The following is a 25649-nucleotide window of genomic DNA, read 5'->3' as shown; positions in this document are numbered from 1 at the left end:
CGGCCCGGAAAGCCGAGCAGTGAGGTGTACCATGTCGGTCAAGTCGAAGATTTTCTCCGCGATGAAGCAGATCGCCGAGGAACAGAAGGTCACGCTTCCGCCGCTCGAGGACGATCTGCCACTGAACGAGACCGGGTTCGATTCGCTGGCATTCGCAATCCTGGTTGCGCGGCTGGAGGACGAGCTTGGCATTGATCCCTTCACGGTCGCCGAGGACGCAGCCTTCCCGTCAACCCTCGGTGAGTTTGTCCGAGCCTACGAGAATGTCCCCGCCTGACATCTTCGCACTGCGCCAATATCTCGGCCCGGAGCTGAAGGATCGCACGATTTCCGATGCCCGGCACAGTGTATCGCTGACCGACATTATCGAGTACAGCTGCCTGACCGGCAAATCCTGCGAGCTGTCCGGCCGCTCGGTGCTGCTTGCGACGTCGGGACAGCTGCTGTCCGCGCTTGCAATGATCGAGCTCGACGGCGTCGCCCGCCGCATACTTCTGTGCCCGCCCGACCTGGATTGGGATCGCCTGCAGGTCCTGCTCAAGCAGGCCGAGATCGACACCATCGTCACCGATCGGCCGTTACACCGATGTAGTGCTAGGGGGCACGACGTCGTCGGTATCGACCTGCCCGAACGGAGGACCGTGGGATGGAAGGTCGACCGCGCGACCGAGTGGCTGATGCTGACCTCGGGGACGTCAGGGCTGCCGAAGATCGTCCGGCATACGCTCGATGGGCTCGCCGGCGCGATCATCGCCGACGGGGCTGCGCGCTACCGGAACGCAACCTGGGCGACGTTCTACGACATCCGTCGCTACGGCGGCCTGCAAATCTTCCTGCGCGCCTTGATCGGCGGCGGATCGATGGTGCTTTCGGAGCCCGGGGAAGCCATCGTGGACCATGTGGCGCGGCTGCGCGTGGGCGGCGTCACCCACGTATCCGGGACACCGTCGCATTGGCGCAAGCTCCTGATGAGCGGCGCGGCCGCCGACTTCTCGCCGCACTATGTCCGCCTGTCGGGCGAGATCGCTGACCAGGCAGTGCTCGACGGCCTGGCTCGGGCATTTCCGCATGCGTCGATCGGCCACGCCTATGCCTCGACCGAGGCTGGCGTCGGTTTCAGCGTGGACGACGGGCGTGAGGGTTTTCCTGCCCGCCTGATCGGACGGAATCGCGGCGGCGTTGAGATTAAGGTGGTCGACGGCTCGCTGCGGATCCGTTCCAGGCGTACTGCGCGCGCCTATGTCGGCGCCGATGCGCCGCCGCTCGCCGACACCGACGGCTTCGTCGATACCGGCGATGTTGTCGAGCTGCGCGGCGAACGCTACCACTTCGTCGGCCGGCGAGGCGGCATCATCAACATCGGCGGCTTGAAGGTCCATCCGGAGGAGGTGGAGGCCGTGATCAACCGGCACGCCTCCGTCCAGATGTCGCGCGCGCGATCGCGCAGGAGCCCGATCACCGGCGCCATCGTGGTCGCGGATGTCGTCGTTGCCGACGGCACCGATCGGGAGCGCCACGAGACGATCCGCAAGGAGATTCTCAGCCAGTGCAAAGACTGCCTGGCGGCCTGGAAGGTGCCTGCCGTGATCCGTTTCGTCGAACGGCTCGACGTCACGGCAGCGGGGAAACTGGCACGCACCGATGCGTAACGTCCTCGTCACCGGCGGTAGCCGCGGTATCGGTCTTGCCATTGCGCGCAGGCTCGCCGCATCCGGCGACTACAATGTGGTCGCGGTAGCGCGCCGCGAGAGTGGCGAGCTCGCCGCCGCGGTCCGCGAAGCACAACGACGCCTGCATTTCCGCGCCTGCGACCTTGCGGTGACCGATGCGATTCCGGCCTTCGCAAAATCAGTGCGCGACGAATTCGGCACGATCTAGGGGCTCGTCAACAATGCCGGGATCGGCACCGATGGGGTGCTGGCCACCATGCACAATTCCGAAATCGAGGCCCTGATTCGCCTGAACGTATTGTCGCCGATCATCCTGACCAAATACGTGGCCCGCCATATGATGGCCGACGGTGCGGGTCGGATTGTCAACATTTCCTCAATCGTCGCCTCAACCGGCTACAACGGCCTGTCCGTGTATGCCGCATCCAAAGCCGCGGTTGCCGGCTTCACCCGTTCGCTGGCCCGCGAGCTCGGAAGGGTCGGCATCACCGTGAACGCGATCGCGCCCGGCTTCATCGACACGGAATTGACCAGATCCCTGGACGACGCAGGCCGTCGACGCATTACTGGCCGCAGCGCATTGCGTCGCCTGCCCGAAGCCGACGACGTCGCTTCAATGGTCGAATATCTTCTCGGCGAAGGCGGCCGGAACATCACCGGCACGGTGGTGACGGTCGACGCCGGTAATACCGCCTGACCGCTGAAACTCAGGCATCGAAGGTCTACGATGCCTGACTGCCGGCCGTGCACTTCATTCCAGCGCAGGCCCCTTCAGATGCTCCAGCATCGTGTTGCAGGCGTCCTCTGCCTCCGTGAAACTCGCAAACTCCGAGCCGCCGATCTTGATCGCGCCGTCACTCCGATAGAGCGGCCGCCACGACGCCACATAGCCGGCATCTCCATGAAAGCCGGAACCAGCAGGGCTCTCATACGTGATCACAAAGGAAAAGCCGTCGCCGGTCGCGCTCCAGATTTCCATGTTCTCGACGGCACGGTGAAAATGAAGGGACATCAAAATGCGACCACGCGCTTTCGGCTCGACGACAGAGTTTGGTCCCGATGGCGGGCCGTCCATGGAGAAACGGCCCTGACCATAGGGGGCAGCAGGGAGGGCCAGGGCCGCCGCTCCAGATGTGCCCACGTCCAGTCGGCACATCTCTGCGATCGCATCTGGAGCCGTTCGCTATCGCCCGCGACTGAGTTTTACCTGACAACGGACAAACCGCGATGGACCCAGAGCTGCAGATAACCAATAAATACACTTCCCTGCTGATACTTTTGCTGCGATTTTGGATCAGCCGCCTGCCCCGACGGACTACTCCACCAAGCTGCCGGGACATTGACCTCCCCGATCAAGCGGCGCCCGTACCCATCATTTCCGGCGCGCGGCGACATCTGGCGTCTCGTTCCGCGCCAGTCGAGCCCGGTCGCACAGATGGTTAGAGCAGCCCCACCATGATCGTGTTAGCCTGGGCGGCGTATCCATCAGAGGCCGCCTGCCCATCGCCCTGCGAGCGTCGACCGGGAATGGTGGCGCGCGAGGATTTTCCCGGCGCTACCCCACCTGCTCCACTCAATCGGGAATGCGGGCCTTCTCCCGCGGGCCGGTCGCGCGATCATGTTGCGAGATGGCGAGGGCCGCGAGCACGGTCCGATTGCTGATTTCAAGCTTCTGAAAGATGTTGTGCAGGTGCACCTTGATGGTGCCATCGGCTATGTTCAATCGTCGCCCGATTTCCTTGTTCGACAATCCTTCGGAGACCAAACGCATGATCTGACGCTCGCGGTCCGTCAGCGCCGTCAGCGCACTCTCCGAATTCGTGCTCTGCTCGTGCGAAACGATCGACTCGGATGGGGTGGCCGGCAGCAGGTTGTGATTGTTGGCGACGTGCCGCAAGGACTGCACCAGCGCCTCCGGCTCCGTGTCCTTCAGGACGATGCTGCAGGTCATCGGCGTCGCCGCGAGTACCAGTTCGCAATCTTCACTCGCGGCGAAAAATACCAAATGGGTCGAACGATTTTCTGAGTTGATGGTCGAAAGAATTCTCAGCGCGCCGAGCTCAGGCATTGCGGCGTCGACAATCGCGATATCAGGCGCCAGGTTCCGGATCGCCTCGATGCAGCTCGCAGCGTCGCTACAAGATGCGACAATATTGAAATCGGCTACGGCACCGAGCACGCTGCTCAGGCCCTTCAAAACAACCGGATGCCGGTCTGCAATGACTACACTGGTACGTCGCATTGGGCGCTCCTCAGCGTGTCGCCCCCAAAAAGATAAAATCTGCGCGCCATCACTATTTCACTACTAGCGATAGAATCATCTGAAATTAACAATAACACAAGCAATACTTAAGGGTTAACAGGTGCGCTGGTCTGCTCGCTTCCCGACTCTCGCACAGCAATTTGGCGAGGCCAACGCCCGTAAGAACCCGGTCATCAGACAGAGACGTGCCGGCCTCTGATGCGACGAGCCCGGACAACGGCGAAATCTTCGACGGCGTACAGCTTCGATATTTCCTCAACGTTCGATAGGCGATGCGTAGTTAACTCGCTTGCAGAATGTGTTCGCGCAGACGTAGCAACGACGAACAAAAACTCCGACAAGTTCTTCAACGTTGAATCAACATCCCGACCTAATTCACGCAGAGACTGTGCTAAACGCGGTTTTCGGGCGTCGTAATCGTACGGATATATGCCGGACCGTTCCTATAACCAACGATATATAGGGCGTTTGGAAATTCGCCTCTAACATTCATAAAAGATTAAGCAATCCGGGGCGATCGCCGACAACGTTCAGCAAAAGGCAAAGGAGGAGGATCACGATCGAAGTAACTCGATATTTTTGAGGACTACAAGCCAAGGGAGAACGACCAACTTAACAACAACGATTCGTTCGTCCGTCGAAAGACAACATTGAATTCAACCGTCCGTCGCTGTTGTGTCATTGCGTAGGCTGGAGGGTAAAATGAGGAGGCGGCAATCTTACGGAACGGTCCTTATTGGAAAGAACGTTCTGATTAGAGAAGGTATTGGTAAAATACTTCACGCAGCAAATTTTCGTATCGCGGCTTCGGCGTCGAATCCCGCGGAATTGCCAGGCTCACTTCAAACAGAGCAATTGATGTTCCTCATCGTCCATACCGGCGATGATTTCGATCTCGCGAGAGAACAAATCGGATATGTGAAAGATCGGTATCCGGACGCACGCATTGCGATCGTCTCGGACAACTATCGGCCGGCCGAACTCGCTTCTGCATTTCGTGCAGGCGCCAACGGCTACTTCGTTAACGTCATTTCGTGCGACGCATTCATCAAGTCCGTCGAGCTCGTCACGATGGGCGAGACCGTCTTCCCGCCGGCATTTCTGACGTTTGCTCTTGACGGAAGTCACGAGCGCGAAACGGCGCCGCTCAACGAGAACGAGCACGCGATCCTCGTCACGTCGGAGGACACGATCTCGCCGCAGCTCTCGCCACGCGAAAAGGCAATTCTATCCTGCCTTATCGAGGGCGATTCCAACAAATGCATCGCCCGAAAGATCGATATCGCCGAAGCTACCGTGAAGGTCCACGTCAAGGCGATCCTGCGCAAGATCCGGGTTCAGAACCGGACACAGGCGGCGATTTGGGGAATGAACCATGGGTCGCTGGTGCGAGCGGCAAGCGGTCGCACGCTCACAGCCGATCCGGGCAGAGGGATCGCGAAGATCTCCGAGATGGAGCAGATCAACGAGCCTGCTCCATTGGCCCCGCAGTCCACTCACGTCGCGGTACCTCCCATCGACGGTCTACTCCGCAAGGGTGAGGACCGAGGAGCTCGCGCGGCGGCACGGCTCCACAAGTAGGCGCAGGGACCCGCGCGCGGGCACTATCCTCGCGCGCGGGTCGCTGTGGGTTCTTCATCGCTCCCGCAGCGATTCCTGTCTGTACCTCGCCAGCGGCGAGAGAAGATAGCTGATGATCCTGCGCGAGCCGGTCTTGATCTCGACCGTTACCGCCATGCCAGGGCCGAGCTTGACGAGTTTGTCCTCGACCTGCATGTGCGTGCGGTCGAGTGAAATGCGCGCCGCATATTCCAGCTCCTGACCTCTCGGCTCGCTGCTGCTTTGCGCCGCGCCCGATGCCCGGTCGTTCGATCCGCCTTGTGGCCTGTCGTGCGTTATGGCGTCCGTCGACACGCTCAACACGTCTCCATGAAGGAGGCCGTAACGCGTGAAGTTGAACGTATCGACTTTGATCTCCGCCTTCTGTCCCGGATGAACGAACCCGATGTCTCGGTTGGAGAGCATGGCCTCGATCTCGAGCTGACTCTCGCTTGGAACCACGATGGCGAGCGCCTGCGCCGGCGTTACCACGCCGCCCACCGTGTGAACGGCGAGCTGCTGCACGACGCCGTCGACCGGCGCAGTCAAATGCTGGAGTTTCGTGCGCCGCTCCGCCTTGACCATCTCCTGCGCAGCGCTCGCCGCCTTCTGCTCGGCTTTCGCAAGCGCGTCATAGGTGGAACGCCGATACTCCGCGGCGGTCCTTTCTTTCGTTTCCTTCAGCAAGGCGATGGCTGCGTCGGCTTCATGGAGCCGGCTCTGCTGGAGGACGAGATCCTGCTGAAGGCCGACCAGCTCCTGATACTCGGAGAGATAGACGACCTTCGAGGCCAAGGCCTTGTCGACGAGCCCCTTGCGAATGTCGACCCGCTCCTGCAGCACCGGTATGGTCGCCTGGAGCTTCGCCACGCTCGCCGACGTGGTCGCCCGTTCCGCTTCCTTCTGACCTTGCTGGCGCTCGATCTCGGCAAGCTTGGCGCTCTGCTCGGCGCGCTGGCTGATCAGAAACTGGCGATGCATCTCGATCTCCGCCTCACTTGCGCCCTGCGGTGACCGGAAGGCGGCCAGCGGATCATCGGTCAGCGCTGCGCGCAGCCGCGCGACGTCGAGTTCGGCCGCGAGGAGATCGCTTCTCTGGCGCTCCTGATCGGCTTCCGTCATCGTTGGGTCGAGCTCGATCAGAACGTCGCCCGCCTTGACGCTCTGTCCGTCACGTACGTGGATGGCGCGGACAACGCCCGTCTCGAACGGCTGGATCAGCTTGGTACGTCCACCGGGCACGATCTTGCCCGTCGCGGTAGCGACGATATCGACGCTGCCGAATGATGCCCACATCAGCGCGACGCAAAAGAGCGCGATGATGCTCGCCCCGATCGCGCGACCGATCGGCGACGGCGGCGTTTCGGTGATCTCGAGCGCCGCGGGCAGGAATGCAATCTCGTGCTCGCGCCGCCGAACTTCGGCTCTCGGAAACGTAACGATATTTCGGCTAGCGGACGTCATGGATACCGGCCTGCAGATAGTGGAGGTTTGCGTAGCGCCCGTTCGAACGGATCAGCTCATCATGGCTACCGTCCTCGACGATGCGGCCATGCTCGAGAGTGATGATCCGGTTCGCATTGCGCACGGTCGAAAGCCGATGAGCGATGACGAACACAGTCCGGCCCGCGGCAATCCGCTTCATGTTTTGCTGGATGGCGCGCTCGCTCTCGTAATCGAGCGCGCTGGTAGCCTCGTCGAAGATAAGAATGCGCGGATTGGTAATGAGTGCGCGAGCGATCGCGACACGCTGGCGCTGGCCACCGGATAAGCTGCTGCCGCGTTCGCCCACGATGGTGTCATAGCCCTCGGGCAGCTCCAGGATGAAGTCGTGAGCGCCGGCGAGCGACGCGGCCTCGATGACGCGTTCCATTGGCATCGTCGGGTCGGCGAGCGCAATATTCTCGCGAATCGAGCGATTGAAGAGCACGTTCTCCTGCAAGACCACGCCGATCTGGCGTCGAAGCCAGGTCAGGTCGACCATCGCGAGGTCGACGCCGTCGACCAGCACGCGTCCGCTCTCCGGCACGTAGAGACGCTGGATCAGCTTGGCGATGGTGCTCTTGCCGGAGCCCGACGAACCCACGATACCGACGACCTGGCCGGGTTCGACGCCGAAGGACACGTCGTGCAGCACTTCCGGGCCATCGGTACGATAGCGGAAGGTTGCATGCTCGAATGTGACCTTGCCACGGATTGGCGGCAGCGCAGCCCGGGTCGAGCTGAAGCTTGGCTCGGGAATGGTGTTGAGAATGTCGCCAAGACGATCGACCGACAGACGGGCCTGATGGAAGTCCTGCCACATCTGCGCGAGCCGGAGCACCGGCATGCTCACCCGAGCCGCCAGCATGTTGAACGCGACCAGCTCGCCGACGGTCAGGTCGCCGCCGATCACGAGCCTGGCGCCGAAGTAGAGCGTTGCGGCGGTGACCAGCTTGTTGATCATCTGGACCGCTTGGCTCGCGGTATTGTTCAGGCTGAGCACGCGGAAGCTCGCACCCACATAGCCGGCGAGTTGCTCCTCCCAGCGGCGCTGCATCTGCGGCTCGACCGCCATCGACTTCAGCGTCTCGACGCCCGTGACGCTCTCGACCAGGAAGGCCTGGTTCTCCGAGCCCCGATTGAACTTCTCATCGAGGCGCCGGCGAAACAGCGGCGCCGCGCCGGCGGAAATACCGATGTAGAACGGGAACGATGCCAGAACGAGCAGGGTCAACGGCGTCGAATAGTAGAACATCACCGCAAGAAAGACGACCGTGAACAAGAGATCGACGACGAGCGTGAGCGCCGAGCTCGTCAGGAACTGGCGGATGTTCTCGAGCTCGCGAACGCGTGCAACGGAATCGCCGACACGGCGGGTCTGGAAATATGCGATCGGCAACGCCATCAGGTGACGAAACAACCGGGCGCCAAGCTCGACGTCGATGCGGTTCGTCGTGTGCGCGAACAGATGGACGCGCAACGTGCCGAGAACGGTCTCGAACAGGGTCAATGCGACGAGGCCCGCGACCAGGACGTCGAGCGTGCTAATGCTTCGATGCACGAGCACCTTGTCGATGATGACCTGGAAGAACAGCGGGGCGACGAGGGCGAAGACCTGAAGGAAGAACGACGCGATCAGCACCTCGCCGAGAAGACGACGATACTTGTGGACCGCACCGAGAAACCAGCTGATGTCGAATCGCCGGGAGAGATCCGTCAGGCTCGCCCGTCGGGCCATCAGGATGATATCGCCGTCCCAGATGGCCTCAAGCTCAGCCTGAGTCATGGCCTCGGGTCGGGGAGACAATGGGCGCTGAACGAGAAGCTTGTCCTCGATGACCTTGCCCAGGATCAGGAAGCTGCCGTCGCGCAGCACGGCAATTCCCGGCAGCGGCGTGACGCCAAGCCTGTTCCAGCTCGACCGCTGTGACCGGGCCTTGAGCCCGAACTCCTTGGCGCAGCGCAGGATTTCGGTCACACCGATCCGCGCCGTGCCCATGCGATGCCGAATTTGCTCCGGATCGGCCGCAATGCCGTGGCAACGCAGCAGGATCGCCGCCGCAATGAGACCTGACTCATCGTCGCTCGCAGGTTCAAGAACCGCCTCCTCGACAGCCATATCGGGTCGATCGGGTGAGCGGGTACGCAGCATGACATCGCGGGCGCGCATGAAGACGTCGCTAGCGCGCGTCAACATGACGTCCCTGGCGCGCGTCAACATAGTGCCGGCATGCATCACGGCATCGCCGGCACGCCGCGCCAGATCACTCCCCGGGGTATTCATGCCCGCGACGGAATGAAGCAACCTGTGCACGAGATTCTGTGAGCCGGCCAGGATCAAACGGCCATCCCACACCTCTTCGAACTCGGCGCGCGTCATTATCCTCGGACGCGATGCGGTCGGATACAGCACAAGTGCCGCCTCGTCCTCGACCTTGCCGAGAAGCAGGAATCCGCCATCACGCAGCGACGCGATTCCGGGTAACGTGGTGCTTGCAAGTCGCTTCCAACGCGTCGTGCGCGAGCGGACTTTGATTCCGAATTCGTGGGCACAGCGAAGCATCGCGCTGATGCCGATATCGTTGCTACCGCAACGGTCGCGGAGCTGCTCGGGCTCGGCGTTCACGCCATGAAGACGGAGGAACAGAGCCAGCGCTCGAAGCCCGAGATCTGCGGCATGGGCATTTCCATTCTGGATCGCCATATTTTTTACTCAACCCTTCGCGGCTACAGACCGCGTATGATGTTCCTTCTGATGCATTCACAAACTTGACGGTGCCGCACCCAGGCGTTGGGCCTGGGTGCGGCCGGGCATTAATGTTGCGGTCTGGTCAGCAACGATTCATGTCCCCAAACGGTGGCTTGCGAAGCAGCGGCGACGATGTGTCCGGGATCGAACCGACCGGTGTTACCGGCCAGATACTGGTTCAGCAGCGCAAAGCTCTGGCTCGCCAGGGACGCCGTGCTCGGGGCGGCCGCGACCGGATGATCCGCCACGAGGATCGGCTCCCGCCCGGTCGTTGCCAGGGTGCTGGTCGCCGGGTCCATGTGCTGCTGGAGCAGCGCGAAGGCCCGGCTTGCCAAGCCCCCCGCGTTCGCGGCGATCGCATGCTGAAGATCCGTTGAGTTGATCGTCTGCGGCGAGGTCGTGGTCGCAGCGGCCGTGGTCGTGGCGGGCGCGGTCGTGGCGGGCGCGGTCGTGACGGTCGTGGTGGGAGAAGACACGGGATCCGTGCTGGTGCTCGTATGCGAGGACGTGCTCGTATGCGACGTGCTCGTATGCGATGCGCTCGTATGCGACGCGCTCGTATGCGACGACGACGTGCTCGTATGCCACGACGTCGACCGAGGATCCGTCACGGTGATGGTCTTCGGCGAGGACGTCGACACGGAGCCGGTGGTCGGATCCTTCGCGCTTGCCGTCAGTGTCAGTGTCGCGACCGGATGTCCGCCACCCCTGTAATACGAGTGTAGCGTCAGTCCGCTGTCGACCTGCGCGGCCGTCAAGGTGATGTTGCTCCCCCTGAACGTCTTACCATCGAGCTTGTCGGTGATCGTCTCGTACCTCGGCAACCCCGCGATGTTCACGGTCACGGCGTCGTTGGAGTCGCTCGTCGCCACCTTGGTGCCGAGGTCGACCTTGCCGCCTCGCCCGGCAACCCAGAGCGAGTCATCCGCGATAGTCAGGACCGGCTTGGTCGATGACGGGGTCGAAGGGGTGGTCGGCGTCGTTGGGGCGCTCGGCGTGGTCGGCGTCGTCGGCGTGGTCGATGTCGGCGGGTCGATCTGAAGACCCGTAAACGTCTTCACCGCGCCCGAGAGATTGGCCGCAACACCGGACGAATCCTTGATGCTCGCACCGCTCGGAAGGTTGACCCCCGTGATGGCGAGCGCGGACACACTGGTGTCGGTCGACGCGACAGTGGTTTTGAACGTGAGCGTGCCCGTGCCCGAGCCGCCGACATAGGTGGCCTTGCCGCCGTCATTGAGCGACAGCGTGGGCGTGCCCGTCACCTTCACGGCCTCATTGAAGGCAAGCGTCAGGGTGATCGTATCTCCCACGTTCTCGGTGCCCGTTCCAGGCGAGGCCGTGGCCTTGGTCACCTCCGGTGTGACTGATGGTGTCGTCGGCGTCGTTGGCGCCGACGGCGCGCTCGGCGTCGACGGCGCGCTCGGCGTCGTCGATGTCGGCGGGTCGATCTGGAGACCCGTAAACGTCTTCACCGCGCCCGAGAGATTGGCCGCAACACCGGACGAATCCTTGATGCTCGCACCGCTCGGAAGGTTGACCCCCGTGATGGCGAGCGCCGAGGTGCTGGTGTCGGTCGACGCGACAGTGGTTTTGAACGTGAGCGTGCCCGTGCCCGAGCCGCCGACATAGGTGGCCTTGCCGCCGTCATTGAGCGACAGCGTAGGCGTGCCCGTCACATTCACGGCCTCATTGAAGGCAAGCGTCAGGGTGATCGTGTCTCCGACCAGTTCGGTGCCGGTTCCCGGGGAGGCCGTGGCCTGCGTCACCGCCGGCAGGATCGGATCGATCTGCAGCCCCGTGAACGTCTTCACCGCGCCAGAGAGATTGGCCGCAACACCGGAGGCATCCTTGATGCTTGAGCCGCTGGGAAGATTGACGCCTGTGATGGCGAGCGCCGACGTGTTGGTGTCGGTCGACGCGACAGTCGTTTTGAAAGTGAGCGCGCTGGTGCCCGAACCACCGACATAGGTGGCCTTCGCACCATCATTGAGCGACAGGGTGGGTGTACCAGAGACCGTCACGGCTTCATTGAAGCGAAGCGTCAACGTGACCGCATCGCCGGCATGCTCGACTCCTGTGGCCGGTGAAGCGGAGACCTGCGTCACCGCCGGCGTCGTGGTGGGCGACGATGGTGTTGTGGTGGGCGACGATGGTGTCGTGGTGGGCGACGATGGTGACGTGACGGGCGGCGTCGATCCCGTGGTTATCTGCAAGTTTTTATAATCGACTGCCATCGTTTGACTGGATGTCGAGCGGTAGATACCCTCCTTCCAGTAAGTCCCGAGATTATTCCCAAGTGGACCGTGATAATCGACGATTTGAACGCCGTTGCGCCAGACTTCGAGAAATCCGCTGCCGTCATTCGCGAATTTCACCTGGACTTGCATGGAATAGTATTGGCCACGCACAATGGGATTCGGGTCGGTGTAGAGATACACCGGATTGTTGGTCCCGATATCGATCGCCATGTGGTCACCGTTCACCAGCTCAACCGCGAACGGCGGCGAACCAGTGAGGCTGTTTTCATGCATCTGGCCGATGACGGTGAACTTCCCGGGACCATTCGCATCGTCCACAGGTCCAGGCTCGACCATGAAGTCGTAAGCCAGGTTGATCTGGGTGCCCGGCGCGTAGACAGTGCTCCCGGCAATTTCACTGCGCTGCGAACCATTCCAATAATCGCCTGACTGCAATTGAAACCGCAGTGTATTGGAATCAGGTTCGCTCAGACTGTAGCTCTGGTTCGCGTTCTGGACCGTATAGTTGGCGCCATTGATCGCGACTGTGCCGTCGTTGCTCCGTGTGAAAGACGTGATCGTCATTGTTATCGAGTCTCCGTAGATGTACTGAATCGTCGTGTGCTCATGTCATCTCTGACAGACGAGCATCGACGATCCCATTGGCCCGGTTCGGTCCAAATGGTTCAACTCAGCCATCATCGCTTCGTGAGCGCAGACATCCTGCGCCACTTAGTTCGTGATGTAGCTATGCCAGTGGGATGCCGAACGGCGTGCCGACGACGTTTTCCTCAAAGGCTTGAGGGGTGCCCCTTAGGTGCGGAAAGTGCCATTCCATAGTCCTTCTTGAAGTTGAAACAGGAATTCCACTGCCGTGCTGCAAGAAGCCGCGCGACATACCGCATGCTCGCAGCTTCAGACCGCGAGCGCATTTTCAAAGCAGTGGGATTGTTGGAACGCTGCCCCCCGACTGCTAGGTCGGTTGGTTAATAATTAAAAATGGCGAAAAAACTTTCAAAATGTGATTTATACATACGTATCTAGCGTCCAAACGCTAGCATAATCGCCCATGCACCCCTGATTTGTCGATCAGGACAACGCCGTTCGATCTTTCGGATCGTCCGCATTTTACCTCGGCGAGCGGCGTACGCTTTGGCCAATGTCGACGACGAGCTTCAGCACGGCACTCGCGGCGCCGAGGCTGCGGAGAGTTCGCAAATGGGATGAAGTGCGAACGGCAGGTAATCACCCGCAAATGGCCAGGTCCCGTCGCGAAATCTCACAGGCACGCGGGCGAAGCGCGCTTGCTGTCATCCCGACGCGGTCGCCGGCGTTCATCAGTGAGGTACGGGCATCACCGCTGCCGTGATCTTCAAGCCTCGGAAACGCACCGCAATGGTTTCCGGAACCGACGAGCGATAGATGCCTTGCTTCCAATATGTTTCAGCACCCGTTCCGATTGACCCGTGATAGTCGACGATTTGAACGCCGTCCCGCCAGACCTGGAGAACTCCAGTGCGGTTGTTGTCGAATTTCACCTGAACTTTCATTGAATAGTAGCGGCCGCGCTGAAACGGCTCCGGGTCAATGTAAAGGTACACCGGTTTGCCGGTTCCAATGTCGATCGCCATGTGATCGCCATTCACCATTTCAACGGCGAATGGTGGAGACTTGTTTACATTGTATTCGTGCATTTGGCCGAGAACCAGAAAACGCCCGGGGCCGCTCGCAGAATTCCTCGGCCCTGGTTCAACCATGAAGTCGTAAACGATGTCGATCTGCGTACCAGGCGGATACAGCTTTTGTCCGGCTATTTCAGCGCGCTCAGCGCTGGTCGGGTCGGCCCAATCTGAGGAAACCCAATGGTCTCCTGAGCGCACCTCGAACCGGAGTGTGTCGGCATCAAGGAGACTTAGGCTCCAGCTCCGGTCTGCGTTTTGCGCCGTGTAGACGTTGCTGTCGATACTGGTCGTAGAGCCGTTGGCCGGAAACAGCCGTGCGATCTCGGCTGAATGATCGCTCGTCTCAATGACCATATCTACTGCTCTGTGCGCGGCCGTCGCAGCTAGCGGCGTCAACGGATTCGGGCTTCCTAGGTGTAGCACGAGGAAACCGCAGACGGCGCATAACCCGAAGCTCTGCAACATCATCTCCACGAGAATGCATTACCCTTTGCGCAAGCAATCGACTGACGATGAGCAATGATGGCACTTTCATACACCGCGGAGGTCTGTCGAGCGATCCGGTCCCAGCTCAATTCGGCGCTTCCATAGGCGCTTGCTCCCGAAGTCAGGCCCTGACGCAACTTGTCGCTTACGATCAGCCGCGACATCGCCTCTGCCAACGCCTCCGCATTGTTCGGGGGAACCAACAGACCATTGTGTCCATCGCAAATCACGTCTGGCAGGCCGCCGACACTCGTCGAGATGACAGGTCGCCCGAATCCGAAAGCCATCGCGGCAACGCCGCTCTGAGTGGCATCAGTGTACGGGAGAACGACGGCACTGGATCGCGCAAACAAATTTGGGATCTCATCTGCATCAATCCGCCGGTCCACCAACTCAACCCATGGCATACTACCGATTTGCGCTCGATGGCGTTCGAGATCCGAGCCGGTACCGGCGACAATCAAGCGAGGCGAAAATCCTCTCTCGACCAACAACGCTCCTGCCTTGAGAAAAAATTCGAGTCCCTTGTAGGATTCGATGCGCCCAAAAAAGAGAAACGTCGACGGCTCCGAGAGCGCCTCTGGAACGGTGCTACCAAGAACGCCGTGCGGGACCGAAGCAATACGCGGGGCAACGCCAGGCTCTCTTTCGCCCCACTCGTTCCGCAACCTGTCTCCATGAACGATCAGTCGGTCCGCATGTTCGCGCAATCGTGCGCGACATGGAACCGCGGCCGCGGCCCTTCGATCGAGAACCCCGCTGTGCGGAAGCGGATCGTGAGCCGTGAGCACCAGCGGTATCGAATACCGCAGGACGTCATTCGCCCAGGTCGGAATGCATTTATATATCTCCTGAACATGGATCACATCCGGTCGGAAGCTTCGCAGCGTCCACACGAGCCTGGCCAGTTCAATTGGTGCATTGAGCCGCCGCTGACGGGGAAACCAGCGAACGAGCCGACTTTCAATGATTGCGTCGCGCAGAGCGCTTGAAAGCTCGTATCGCGCATTGGTTGAATCCAGAATGAGCAAGACGTCGTGCTGTCGGCTCAGGGCCATCGCGAGGCGCGACGAATATTCAGCGTAATGCAATGATACGAGTGCAACTCTCATCTTCCAATCCTGACCAATCCGCGAAATGGCCCAAAGAGCTCGAAAATGTAGTCTCGGTCGTGATCGGTAATCAGCAGACGCCATGAAGCGCCAGCAAAGAGCACCAGAAACACTGCAGCTTCAGCTACCGTGAACGCCAAGGTCCGGTTATCAACCGGTTGCAGCAAAAGCCATACGGCGCCGGCCGTCATGACCGCCAACGCGGTCGTAGCCGCCACGGATGCTCCGATAATTCGAATTCTGAAGATCCTAAGAACGACGGCATAGCGGACCAGATTTATGGTCGACATGGTTGCGAAGCTTGCCAGCGCAGCGCCTAGCTGTCCAAACAGCGGGACCAGCACCGCACACAAAATCACCGAAAGTAGAAATCCGCAGCCCAGAAGCAAGGTTTCCCGAGCATGCCATCCGGTCATGGAAAGGGCGAACCCGCTATATCCGAATATGGTCTGCAGGAAGATTCTTGCGCTGACGAGGGCGACCACACGAGGATCGACTTCGAAGGTGGGTCCAAGCACCAGATCGATGCGATCGCCCCAGAACAGAATGGCGGCGAATATTGGGGCCGAAAGCAGCGTGATCCGACGAATGTTCTCGGCGAGAAGAAATTCCATCGCGGTGAGGTCATTGTTCCGATAACGGAGCGCAACACGAGGCCCCAGAGTTTGCCCCAACGCCTCGCCGACGAGACCGATCAGCTGAGCAATCATCAGAATGGCCGCATATTGGCCGACATCCCTAGCGCTCCCGAAATGACCAAGAAAGAGAGAGTCGGCGCTCCGGATCCAAACGACGAAAACGAGCGAAGCACCCAGGTACGGGGCATATACAAGAACCGATCGGATCTCCGTCCAATCCAATCGATCACTGGAGCCCCCGCCGGTCATGTCCCTGCGGGCCAGCAAGGCCAGGACTGCCCAGGAAATGATGTATGAGGCGCACGTCGCAACGACGACCGCCCATAGCCGATATCCAAGGATGAACAGCAGTCCCATAATTATCAATCGGATGGTGGGCTGCACCACGAAGTTTGCCAGCATGAAAGGCGCGGGATTCAACACACCCCGATAGGCGCCGCCCAACACTGCTATGTCCGTTCCAAAAGGCAGCGCTATCAGCGTTACGAGAAGGACATTTGCGAAGTCCGGATAGCGGTAGATCGACTGTTCGACATAGCTGCTGAGACCCGTCGCTGCTAGCAAAGGAGGGATAATTGCAAGGCCGAAGGTGACGAGCCGGAAGAATCTCAGCTGTCCTAGTCGTGCGGAAAGATGTTCCGGTGCCGATCCCAAATGGCGCTGCATAGCGACATCGAGTCCGAGGGGGCTCACAATGCTGCAGCTTTCCAGCACGCTGCGAGCAACGTTTATCATGCCGTACTGGGTTGCCCCGATCACCCGGGCGATCACGATACCCGCGGCGAAGCTTACGACTTTCGCGTAGATCATTGCGGCGGCGTTGAGGGGCGCTCCCTTCATGCAGAACATCCTTTGCCGCTCGGCGGGAATCCGTAACCGCGAGATCCCTGAATTTCCCGGCGCGGCTCGGGACCGACGTGGCAGCGCAAGAAAGTGCTGCGAGAGCCGAGCGGCCCGCAGGGAGGACGATTCCGTCGATGGCGCGCCTGTAAACAATTGCTGGCACCAAACGGCCGATTAGGGATCACTGAGCGCCCGGCGCCTTCCGCGACCGGCTTTCGCGCGTTAACGATTGCAATCTCCGACCCGTCATGGATGCCTGCACGACGCCGTCCCGGCGTCGCCGGTCGACAGGGTCGACAATCAGGCGAAATCCGGTTTGCACCGTATTCTCTCAGATCATGGCCGATCGCGCACACCAAAGAAACAACGTCTCCGGTCATCAGAATTGCGACCTGAAGATAGATTGGCGCGCCGTCCAATCGCAAGGGAAGTCCGGGGTCGATATGGGTAACCCGAAAGGGTCAACACCGCTTGCGGTCCGCTTGGTATCGATCGCAAGTCCATTGTGGCAGTATCTGTTACGGCCGTGGAGCGATGCCGCGTACACGAGCTCAGCTGCGTGGCGGGTCTTGTGGAGGCGAAATGAGGCAACTCGTAAAAGATGGAATCCTATACGGGATTCATTGGACAGGGCTCATGCCGGTATTCCGCCGACTATTCGCCGGACGGGCGGTCATAGTGATGTTCCATGAAATACAACGGGATTTCCGCCGTGAACTGATGACCGGCACATCGGTAGATCTCTTCCAGCATTCGCTTGAGTGGCTCCAGCGTCAAGGATGGCACATCGTCAGCCTTGATCAGTGTTTGCAGGCGTTGGCGCGAAACGAGCCGAACTCGTCGAGATACGCTGTGATAACGTTTGACGACGGATATCGAGACGTCCGTTCTGTGGCGCTTCCGCTCCTGGAGCGGAACAAGACACCATTCACGGTCTACGTCCCAACGGGCGCCCCGACTCGCGCAATGAAGACATGGTGGCTCGGGCTGCGGGAACTCTTTCGCCGAGAGGACCATGTCGCGATTGATCCGATGGATGCTGAGTTTGACTGTCCGGACTTTCTCAGTAAGAGAGCCGGATTGAAGACGGCAACGCAATGGGTTCACGAGGACTACCGCCGCGCTTCACTGCTCGAAGGCACCTTCCATAGGTACGGGATTTCGCTATCGGCGTTGAACGACGCATACTTTCTGGACGAGCAGGAGCTGCAAGCCCTTGCACGCCATCCTCTGGCGTCAATTGGCGCCCACACCGCGTCACACGCGGCACTCGCAACACTCGACCCCTCCTCCGCACGGGCCGAACTGGAAGACAATCGCAACTACCTGGAGACCCTCATCGAACTGCCTGTTCGCCACCTGGCCTTTCCCTATGGTGGCGCCCGCGCATGCGGGCCTCGTGAATATCACCTTGCCGAGCAAGCCGGCTTTTCAACAGCGGTGACGACGCGGAAAGGCCATTTGGGCGACGGAAGTCTCAATCGTTTTGCCTTACCTCGCATAGGCGTCGGCTGCCACTTGGAGGCACGAATGTCGTTTGAGGCCAACTTGAATGGCGTCCACGAGGCTGGCGCCCGCCTCGGTGCAGCGAGGCCGTAGTCTCGTGGCAGCATGGCCAGACGCCGCACGGAGATCGTCTTGATTAGGGAAATTGCAGACCGCGATGATCAAATGCCGTCCACTGCAGCCCCCGAGGTGTCGTGTTCCTTTGGGCGGGAAGACCTGAAGGTGGTGCCGGCCTCGGTCAATGTTGAGGCGCTCAGATTTCAGAACGATCTTGCTCGCCCATGCAGCCCCAGAACGTGTCAACCGATGCGAATTATGTTCGTGCTGAACGTCGCTCAGCCCGGGGGCGGCGCGGAAAACCATACGTTCCATTTGGCGAATACTCTGGCGTCGCAAGGTCACCTCTGCACAATCGTAAGTCTCAAAGAGGAGCCCGGGAAGCCGTTCACGTCGGACGTGGTATCCGTCGCGACTTGCGATGGCAACAAGCTCTACAACATCGGCACCATGAGAAAAGTGTCGCGGCTAATTCGCGCACAGCGGCCCGATATCGTTGTAGCAGTGAACCAGCGGCCGCTACTGTTCGGTGTTATCTCGCAGCGGTTGGCACCATCAGGGGCCAAACTCGTTTCCATATTCCACTCGTCATATCTTTTCAGTCTCAAAGATCACGTTCTAAACACGCTATATAAGCCGCTTTTTGCTCGGGCAGACGCGCTGATTTACGTTTCGCAGAATCAACGGAGGCTTTGGGAAGAGCGCGGCTACCGCTCCGATCATGCGACGGTTATTCACAACGGCATAGACCTGTCGCGGTTTTCGCCTCGCTCGACGCAACAATGGAGAGAGCAGACCCGGGCGGCGATGGGGTTCGAACCGCTCGACTACGTGATTGGCATGTGCGCGAGGTTTCGTCCGGAAAAGAATCATCAGCAGCTGGTTGACGCCATTCGCATGCTTCGCAGCCGCGGGGTTCCAGCGAAGGCGCTTCTTGTCGGATCCGGTGCCACGCAGCGCAATGTTGAGGAATATACGAGGTCATGCGGACTGGCGGAGCACGTTGTCTTCGCTGGGCTGCAGGAAGATGTGCGGCCGTATGTCAGCGCCTTCGACGTTGGGGTCCTTTGCAGTCTCGGGGAGACCTTGCCTCTGGCGCCTTTGGAGATGATGGCGCTCGGCATCCCTGTCGTCATTAGCAATGTTGGTGGGGCTACCGAGATTGTACGTCACGGGGAGACAGGATTCCTGTTTCCGGTCGGGGATACTGAGGACTTGGTGTGTTCTCTTGAGACCTTGTTCGATCCCGCGAAACGAACGGCGTTTGGGATTGCAGCCTCGCGGTTCGTTGAAGCGCACTTCGCAGCCGATCGCATGGTCGAAGGCTACAAGGAGTTTTTCCAAGCGCTTTTGAGCCACCAGTAATCCTACATGCATCAATTCGATAGATCTCCCGCGCCGTGTCCTGGGACTTCCAGCCCGAGTCGACCACGGCGCACCATTCATGAGCTGAAACCATAAGCAGAACCGAGTTGGGTAATCCCAATTGGCAGGCCCGCGTGGGGACTTTTGCAACTATTGTACTCGGACCTTCCACGTTCACCTCTCGAAGACGGCGTCGGCGGAGGAGACTGGATATGTCCAAGAAACAGCATGGGCGCAGGCCGCATGATCGCCTTCAAGATGAAAATGTTCAATGGGCTGCGAGAGCCGACCGAGGAATATCAAATCCGAAATCAAGCACTGGTTGCAGTGACTGACAGTATCGCGCCGCGTACGCGGGCGGCTGCCTGCCAGGGACAGCGCAGGAGGATCGATTGAATATTGCGATTTTCGGCATGGGCTATGTCGGTATCACGGTGGCCGCGTGCCTACTCAGGCAAGGCCACAGCGTGATTGGCGTCGAGATCAACGAGGAGAAAAGAAGAATCCTCGCCCTGGGACGCTCTCCGATCCATGAGCCGGGCGTCGATGCCCAACTGTCAGCTGGTATACGCGAGGGCCGCCTCTCGATCGTCGCTGAGCCACAGCCGGCACTGGCTAACGCCGAGGTGGCCCTGGTGTGTGTCGGAACGCCGAGCGCTCCGGATGGCTCTCACAACATGACCATGGTTGCGGAAGTCACCCGGCAAATCGCCAACGCGGTAAAGCTTGGCGGGCGCAAGGACAAGCTCACTGTGGTCTATCGCAGCACCATGCGACCAGGATCCATCAGTGGACTAATCAGGCCAGTCTTCGAGACCGTGCTCGGCTGTCCCATCGATCAAATCGTAGAGATTGTCTACAACCCTGAATTTTTGCGCGAGTCAGAAGGAATTAGAGACTACTTCGAGCCGCCCAAGATCGTCATCGGCACGGCCGACGGGCAGCCATGCCGGCGATTGCAGGAACTGTACACCAACATGACAGCTCCCACCTTCGTGACCCGTTACGGAGAGGCGGAATTCACCAAATTCGTCGACAATTCGTTTCACGCTTTGAAGGTCGCGTTTGCCAATGAGATCGCCCGCATCTGCGTGGGCATGGACGTCGAGGTCAGCAAGGTTCACGAGATCTTTGTTGCAGATCACAAGCTCAATATTTCGCCGCGATATTTGAGGCCTGGTGGCGCGTTTGGCGGCTCATGCTTGCCGAAGGATGTACGCGCACTGCATCACATGTCGGAAGACGTGGGCGCAAATAGCCACGTGATCGACGCGTTACTGCGCTCCAACGAAGCACATAAGCGGTTTCTGTTTCACCGTTGCGTTGACGGCCTGCCGGCGAAGGCCGTCATTCTTATGATCGGCCTGGCGTTCAAGCCGAATTCTGACGATTTGCGCGAAAGCGCACAAATCGATCTCGCTCGTCGCATTCTTCAGAATGGTTACGAGCTTTCGATCTATGACGTCTCGGTGAAACCGGAGCAGCTCATGGGTCAGAACCTGGGATACACGTACTCACAATTGCCGAGCATAGGCGAGTTGCTCATATCCAAGGGGGAAGTGGAGCAACGGAGCTTCGACCTGGTAATCGACACTTACGGACTTTCCAAACAGCTGACGCTGAAGACCGCCAAGGTCGTAGACATCAGCTCTCTCTGACCCCCCAGGAGGTCCGGCATATGGACCAGATCAGCCATTCGAACGCAGTGGAGCTCGCACCGGCGCAGTCGAACACCAACGGGATAGCCCAGGGATTGATGGCCGGCCGCAAGGTGCTCATAATCGTGGAAAATCTACCAGTACCGTTCGATCGACGCGTGTGGCAGGAAGCACGCACACTTCGCGATGCAGGAGCCCTCGTCTCGGTCATCTGTCCTGAGGGGAAGGCGCACACCAAGCGCTACGAACTCCTGGACGGCATTCACATCTATCGTCACTCGCTGCCCGTGGAGGCAGAGGGGGCTTTAGGCTTCCTTTTGGAATACTCGGCCGCGCTGATACATGAAATGCGGCTCGCGCTGCTCATACACTTCAGGCATGGCTTTGACGTTATTCACGGCTGCGATCCGCCGGACCTGATATTTCTGGTGGCTCTCCCATTCAAGCTACTTGGGAAGAAGTTTATATTCGATCACCACGACATCGGCCCGGAGATGTACGAATCCAAATTCGGCAGACGTGGCCTTTTCTGGCGCGCATTGAAATTGGTCGAGTGGCTAACCTTTAAGACCGCCGACGTGGTGATCTCCACAAATGACAGCTATCGCAAGATCGCCATTGCACGCGGTAGAAAGCGGCCCGAAGACGTCTTCGTCGTGCGGAGCGGGCCGGATCCAGCCCGGGTCAAGGCATGTGCGCCCAATCCGTCATGGCGCTGTGGGCGGCGATTCCTTGTCGGCTATGTAGGCGTCATGGGTGCGCAGGAAGGAATAGACCTGCTGCTCGAGGCCGCAGCTCACATGATCCACGAGTTGGGCCGTCGGGACGTGCAGTTCTGCTTGGTCGGAGGCGGACCCGGCTTGCAGGATTTCAAAGCACTCGCTGAGAAAATGGGCCTTGGCGAGTACGTGACGTTCACCGACCGCGCTCCCGACGATACGTTGTTTGAGATCCTGTCGACGGCGGATGTGTGTGTCGACCCCGACCCTGTGAATCCGATGACCGATAAATCGACGATGAATAAGGTCCTCGAGTATATGACGCTTGGTAAACCAATCGTACAGTTCGAGCTTACCGAAGGACGTTTTAGCGCAGGCGAGGCTTCACTCTATGCGAAGCCCAACGATCCGATAGATTTTGCCGAAAAGCTCCTGGCTCTTCTGGACGATCCGGGGGCGTGCGCCCGCATGGGCGCCCTCGGTCGGACGAGTATCGAGGAGAGGTTTGCATGGAATTACGAAGCGCCGAAATTGCTTCAGGCGTATAGCCGGGCGCTGGACGAACGTGAGCGCGCCTACTCAAACATGCTTGCCAAGAAATCGTCCGCGGATGAGGTGGATCGAGCGCTGACCGGACGATGAGGCCGCGCGGAAACCCGATCAGGGGGAGGCAGAAAGAAAAACCCTCAGCCCTACGACGAACAGGATGACGTTGGCCGCTGTCGGCCGGTCCACTGCTCCTCCGCCGAGCTTCTGAAGCAGGCTGTATGAACAGCGGAACGGACAGGTAAGCCCTGGCGACATATCTAGTTTCGAGGATCGTTCCTAGGCAGGGTGCGGTGCGCGCCCGAGTGCGCTGCGCAGCCTCGCCGTTTTCGACCTGCGCATTCGAGCTCCGAACAGGCACCGCCGACGCGCCTCCGGAATGCAATGGAGGGCATGTCAGTCGCTACGGGTATGCTGAACACCGACAGGACGACCTACCGTCGAGCCGCCGCCTTGTGCTGACACATCCTCAACCCACGCGGCAAATGCGCACCAGCTTACGAGCACACGGCCAATAGGGAGGTTGCTCCAGCCAGCACCTCATTGGAACGGTCGTGCGTGGTGTACTCGATGATGATTGTTTCCGGCCTCCAGATCATCGGCTTGGGATTTGTTCGCACATTCGACGCGGCGAACAGACGTCGATTTCTCGCTCGCTCTATGGCCTCAATTGCGTAACGGCATTTTTTCGGCCACCAGCCAAATGGTGGTCGGTACAAATGCCAGCCGCAGTGCCCTCCGGAACAAAAATTCATGCCTGGGTGAAAGGTTCAATATGCGGGTTATTCGATCCCATGCACAGCAATATTTGAAAAACAATCCGCTCGCGAGCGGTCCGACCTTGAATGGTCGTTGACGGAATAGAACGGCCTTGGGCGATAGAAACCCTGCGTGTCTCAGAAGCTCTCCAAGCTCTACGAAATTATACTCCTTCAGATGCATACATACAGCGCGGTCGAACCCGTAAACTCTCGAAACGTCTGACGGCCCCGCTCCCCTGTGGGGCGTAACAAAAATATAACGACCGCCCGGCTTTAGAATTTCTCGGACATTGCGTAGGTGATCCAACATGTCGTCCGGATGAAGATGCTCTACGACTGACGTCGAAATCGCGACATCATAGCTCGAAGCGGACTCGAACTTGGCTAAATTTACGCCGTCTGTGATATGCCACTTCAAATTGCTCCCGCCTATCGCGTGCTTCTCACCCCTCTCTTGGGTAATTTCCGTGGCGACACAATCATAACCCTGCGACACCAGGTATTTTAGTAGGTGCGCTTTGCCGCTACCAACTTCAAATACTTTAGCCCGCTCCGGGATTAGTTTCAGCCATGGGCGCAGCGACTCCGCTGGCACGTTTTCGCTTTCATTCAACCATGGAAGCGTCGAATAGAGTTCTGTATAGCACTCCTGAAAAACGGACCAGCGCGTGCTTTTGTCCGACGCGAGCAGCCGCCGCGATAGCGCGGATTCCACCTCCCAGTGTCGCCTGACTTCATATTCCCCGATCTCGTCACCCAACCCATACGTGTCCCGATAACGACGAATGGTCGTCGCATCGATTCTCGGCGAGAGCGGAGAGCTTTGATCCGCGCTTTTCTTGTCGATGGTCTCGATCACTTGACCTCCTAGGTAAGAGCAGATCGCATGCGCCGCGCAGCCCGTTAGATCAGCACCCCGATATCCCGGCCCGGCTCCCGCTCATGCGCGACCTCAGGTCTGGCCTCAGACTGCTTCACGTACGAGTAAATTGCGACCAGGCTGAAGAAGTTCAGAGTTCCGATGCTGGCCTCGTCTCCAACAGGATGCCCCTCGAAGAACGTCAACACTAGCCCCAGAATGGGAGTTATCACGAGAAACAGGAAGCAGTTGCGCCGTACGCGCCCTTCATGTTTGGCTTGGGCCGTCCCCATAAAAACAACCCACAGAACCGAATACAAATACAAAGAAAGGCCGACTATTCCGGTATCGAGCAATAGACTCAGATATCCGTTGTGTGGATCTGAGATGGCCGGACCGAACAACTCGATCAAGCGCGGACCGGCGACAGCAGTTGGTCCCGTATAGTAACCATGTCCAATCAGCGGGCTATCAGCAATCATCGGAAGTACGGTTTCCCATATCGACGTACGACCGGTCAGTGTGCTGTCTCTACCAAGCAAGGAAAGCATATCGACATCCGCAGCCAAGAACACCATGGCCAAAGCGCCCCCCACAATAAACACAAACAGCCAGGTAAATGCCGCAGGCCAGGGCCACGTGAGAAAGATTGCAAAGTATATGGCCAGCACAACGATTGCGGACACCAGTCCTCCGGCCGAGCCGGCGAATATCAGGCAAGCAAGCGAAGCGGCGATGCAGATGAGACGAAACAAAAGTAGTGGCGAGCCGAGATGACCGAAAAAGAGAAACGCGATCGTTGCACAACCGGCTATCGCGCCCAACTCGTTCTTGTGAACTGTTACGCCCCGCCATAGTCCGGCATGCACGCTCTGAGTCACGTCGCTAACCTGATGCGTTCCGTAGCCGGGAGCTAAGATCGCCATGGCGACGCTTGAGAGAATAATGAACGCAATTATCTTCACGAGCACGCGGCACACTATCTCCAGTCTCAACACCTCACAAAGTGCGGCAACTGCATTGACGTACAACAACAACCGCAAGCCATATTTGAACGATGGGTAAGGATCTTCAGACCACGTGACCGACAAGAGGCACAGTACGCTGTACAGCAACAGCGCGGGGGATAGGTGGCGAAGGAAGTTCGATTTGCCACATGCCAGAGCAAAGCCGATACATACCAACGGAACGACATACCGGAGCCAGTAGATCGTCTTGTTTTCAGTCTGAAATGCCATGGGAACGGACGGATCGACGTCGGAAATGAACAACATGAAGGGATAGATGAACACCAAAATTAGACAACACAGCAACCCGACAGCTGTTCGCTGATGGATTTGCTCTTCCGGCGCTTGCTCGACCAGGCGTCCGATGACGTGATACATAACGTGCATCCTAGTAACCGGCAGGCCGC

At 59.3% G+C, this 25649-nt stretch carries 18 protein-coding genes and 1 pseudogene; 9 read left to right on the top strand and 10 right to left on the bottom strand.

The genetic code is table 11. The features are described 5' to 3' along the window. The first annotated feature begins 31 nt into the window (after positions 1–31). The 3 genes and pseudogenes from SO156_RS20690 to SO156_RS20680 all read left to right on the top strand — a co-directional run bounded on the left by SO156_RS20690 (position 32) and on the right by SO156_RS20680 (position 2367). Entirely contained in the window at positions 32–277 is a 246-nt protein-coding gene (locus SO156_RS20690; protein ID WP_027525417.1) for an acyl carrier protein, read from the top strand. Then, positions 264–1649 carry an AMP-binding protein gene (locus SO156_RS20685; protein ID WP_498536083.1) on the top strand — a complete coding sequence of 462 codons (1386 nt, stop codon included), beginning with the start codon at positions 264–266 and terminating at the stop codon, positions 1647–1649. The genes SO156_RS20690 and SO156_RS20685 overlap by 14 nt, the downstream gene beginning before the upstream one ends. After that, positions 1642–2367: pseudogene (locus tag SO156_RS20680) on the top strand (SDR family NAD(P)-dependent oxidoreductase). Before SO156_RS20685 ends, SO156_RS20680 begins: the two are co-directional and overlap by 8 nt. Before the next feature lie 54 nt (positions 2368–2421). Here SO156_RS20680 and SO156_RS20675 read toward each other — a convergent pair. Beyond that, on the bottom strand, positions 2422–2682 hold the full coding sequence (locus SO156_RS20675) for a hypothetical protein (protein ID WP_498536082.1): 261 nt from the start codon (positions 2680–2682) through the stop codon (positions 2422–2424). Positions 2683–3243: 561 nt separating this feature from the next. Beyond that, positions 3244–3912, bottom strand: coding sequence for a LuxR C-terminal-related transcriptional regulator (locus SO156_RS20670; protein WP_498536081.1), 669 nt, complete (start codon positions 3910–3912; stop codon positions 3244–3246). 879 nt (positions 3913–4791) lie between these two features. On the opposite strand from SO156_RS20670, the gene SO156_RS20665 reads away from it, so the two are divergent. Beyond that, positions 4792–5514, top strand: coding sequence for a LuxR C-terminal-related transcriptional regulator (locus tag SO156_RS20665; protein ID WP_498536080.1), 723 nt, complete (start codon positions 4792–4794; stop codon positions 5512–5514). Between the two features lie 54 nt (positions 5515–5568). Here SO156_RS20665 and SO156_RS20660 read toward each other — a convergent pair whose 3' ends face one another. The 6 genes from SO156_RS20660 to SO156_RS20635 all read right to left on the bottom strand — a co-directional run bounded on the left by SO156_RS20660 (position 5569) and on the right by SO156_RS20635 (position 16761). Then, positions 5569–6996, bottom strand: a complete 1428-nt coding sequence (locus SO156_RS20660; protein WP_498536079.1) for an HlyD family type I secretion periplasmic adaptor subunit — start codon at positions 6994–6996, stop codon at positions 5569–5571. Next, on the bottom strand, positions 6983–9718 hold the full coding sequence (locus SO156_RS20655) for a type I secretion system permease/ATPase (RefSeq protein WP_498536078.1): 2736 nt from the start codon (positions 9716–9718) through the stop codon (positions 6983–6985). The genes SO156_RS20660 and SO156_RS20655 overlap by 14 nt, the downstream gene beginning before the upstream one ends. Before the next feature lie 110 nt (positions 9719–9828). Further along, positions 9829–12588, bottom strand: a complete 2760-nt coding sequence (locus SO156_RS20650) for a heparin lyase I family protein (protein ID WP_498536077.1) — start codon at positions 12586–12588, stop codon at positions 9829–9831. A gap of 752 nt (positions 12589–13340) precedes the next feature. Beyond that, positions 13341–14039 carry a heparin lyase I family protein gene (locus SO156_RS20645; RefSeq protein ID WP_498536076.1) on the bottom strand — a complete coding sequence of 233 codons (699 nt, stop codon included), beginning with the start codon at positions 14037–14039 and terminating at the stop codon, positions 13341–13343. Positions 14040–14149: 110 nt separating this feature from the next. Next, entirely contained in the window at positions 14150–15283 is a 1134-nt protein-coding gene (locus SO156_RS20640) for a glycosyltransferase family 4 protein (protein ID WP_498536075.1), read from the bottom strand. Next, positions 15280–16761 carry an oligosaccharide flippase family protein gene (locus SO156_RS20635; protein ID WP_498536074.1) on the bottom strand — a complete coding sequence of 494 codons (1482 nt, stop codon included), beginning with the start codon at positions 16759–16761 and terminating at the stop codon, positions 15280–15282. Before SO156_RS20635 ends, SO156_RS20640 begins: the two co-directional genes overlap by 4 nt. 585 nt (positions 16762–17346) lie before the next feature. Between SO156_RS20635 and SO156_RS20630 the strand changes: the two genes are divergently transcribed. From SO156_RS20630 to SO156_RS20610, 5 genes are all read left to right on the top strand, one after another. Next, complete coding sequence (locus tag SO156_RS20630; protein ID WP_498536073.1) at positions 17347–18363, top strand: polysaccharide deacetylase family protein; 1017 nt, start codon at positions 17347–17349, stop codon at positions 18361–18363. Between the two features lie 12 nt (positions 18364–18375). Continuing rightward, entirely contained in the window at positions 18376–19692 is a 1317-nt protein-coding gene (locus SO156_RS20625) for a glycosyltransferase family 4 protein (RefSeq protein ID WP_498536072.1), read from the top strand. 243 nt (positions 19693–19935) lie between these two features. Next, the gene (locus tag SO156_RS20620; protein ID WP_498536071.1) at positions 19936–20088 is read left to right on the top strand and encodes a hypothetical protein; all 153 of its coding nucleotides are present in this window, start codon (positions 19936–19938) and stop codon (positions 20086–20088) included. Then, the gene (locus SO156_RS20615; RefSeq protein WP_498536070.1) at positions 20085–21350 is read left to right on the top strand and encodes a nucleotide sugar dehydrogenase; all 1266 of its coding nucleotides are present in this window, start codon (positions 20085–20087) and stop codon (positions 21348–21350) included. Before SO156_RS20620 ends, SO156_RS20615 begins: the two co-directional genes overlap by 4 nt. Before the next feature lie 20 nt (positions 21351–21370). Further along, entirely contained in the window at positions 21371–22711 is a 1341-nt protein-coding gene (locus tag SO156_RS20610; RefSeq protein WP_498536069.1) for a glycosyltransferase family 4 protein, read from the top strand. Between the two features lie 570 nt (positions 22712–23281). Here the strand turns inward: SO156_RS20610 and SO156_RS20605 are convergent. Both SO156_RS20605 and SO156_RS20600 read right to left on the bottom strand, forming a co-directional pair. Continuing rightward, complete coding sequence (locus tag SO156_RS20605; RefSeq protein ID WP_498536068.1) at positions 23282–24235, bottom strand: class I SAM-dependent methyltransferase; 954 nt, start codon at positions 24233–24235, stop codon at positions 23282–23284. Between the two features lie 44 nt (positions 24236–24279). Further along, positions 24280–25620, bottom strand: coding sequence for an O-antigen ligase family protein (locus SO156_RS20600; protein WP_498536067.1), 1341 nt, complete (start codon positions 25618–25620; stop codon positions 24280–24282). Positions 25621–25649: the final 29 nt, after the last annotated feature.

The sequence above is a fragment of the Bradyrhizobium sp. UFLA05-125 genome, assembly GCF_059803515.1.
This window is presented reverse-complemented; position numbering and strand designations above follow the sequence as displayed.

Bases quoted from the DNA above. Each gene is read 5' to 3' on its own strand.
- SO156_RS20635 (WP_498536074.1), bottom strand. From the start codon at position 16,761: ATGAAGGGAGCGCCCCTCAACGCCGCCGCAATGATCTACGCGAAAGTC.
- SO156_RS20650 (WP_498536077.1), bottom strand. From the start codon at position 12,588: ATGACGATCACGTCTTTCACACGGAGCAACGACGGCACAGTCGCGATC.
- SO156_RS20640 (WP_498536075.1), bottom strand. From the start codon at position 15,283: ATGAGAGTTGCACTCGTATCATTGCATTACGCTGAATATTCGTCGCGC.
- SO156_RS20645 (WP_498536076.1), bottom strand. From the start codon at position 14,039: ATGGTCATTGAGACGAGCGATCATTCAGCCGAGATCGCACGGCTGTTT.
- SO156_RS20625 (WP_498536072.1), top strand. From the start codon at position 18,376: ATGGCCAGACGCCGCACGGAGATCGTCTTGATTAGGGAAATTGCAGAC.
- SO156_RS20600 (WP_498536067.1), bottom strand. From the start codon at position 25,620: ATGTATCACGTCATCGGACGCCTGGTCGAGCAAGCGCCGGAAGAGCAA.
- SO156_RS20675 (WP_498536082.1), bottom strand. From the start codon at position 2,682: ATGTCCCTTCATTTTCACCGTGCCGTCGAGAACATGGAAATCTGGAGC.
- SO156_RS20655 (WP_498536078.1), bottom strand. From the start codon at position 9,718: ATGGCGATCCAGAATGGAAATGCCCATGCCGCAGATCTCGGGCTTCGA.
- SO156_RS20630 (WP_498536073.1), top strand. From the start codon at position 17,347: ATGAGGCAACTCGTAAAAGATGGAATCCTATACGGGATTCATTGGACA.
- SO156_RS20665 (WP_498536080.1), top strand. From the start codon at position 4,792: ATGTTCCTCATCGTCCATACCGGCGATGATTTCGATCTCGCGAGAGAA.
- SO156_RS20690 (WP_027525417.1), top strand. From the start codon at position 32: ATGTCGGTCAAGTCGAAGATTTTCTCCGCGATGAAGCAGATCGCCGAG.
- SO156_RS20670 (WP_498536081.1), bottom strand. From the start codon at position 3,912: ATGCGACGTACCAGTGTAGTCATTGCAGACCGGCATCCGGTTGTTTTG.
- SO156_RS20610 (WP_498536069.1), top strand. From the start codon at position 21,371: ATGGACCAGATCAGCCATTCGAACGCAGTGGAGCTCGCACCGGCGCAG.
- SO156_RS20685 (WP_498536083.1), top strand. From the start codon at position 264: ATGTCCCCGCCTGACATCTTCGCACTGCGCCAATATCTCGGCCCGGAG.
- SO156_RS20660 (WP_498536079.1), bottom strand. From the start codon at position 6,996: ATGACGTCCGCTAGCCGAAATATCGTTACGTTTCCGAGAGCCGAAGTT.
- SO156_RS20620 (WP_498536071.1), top strand. From the start codon at position 19,936: ATGATCGCCTTCAAGATGAAAATGTTCAATGGGCTGCGAGAGCCGACC.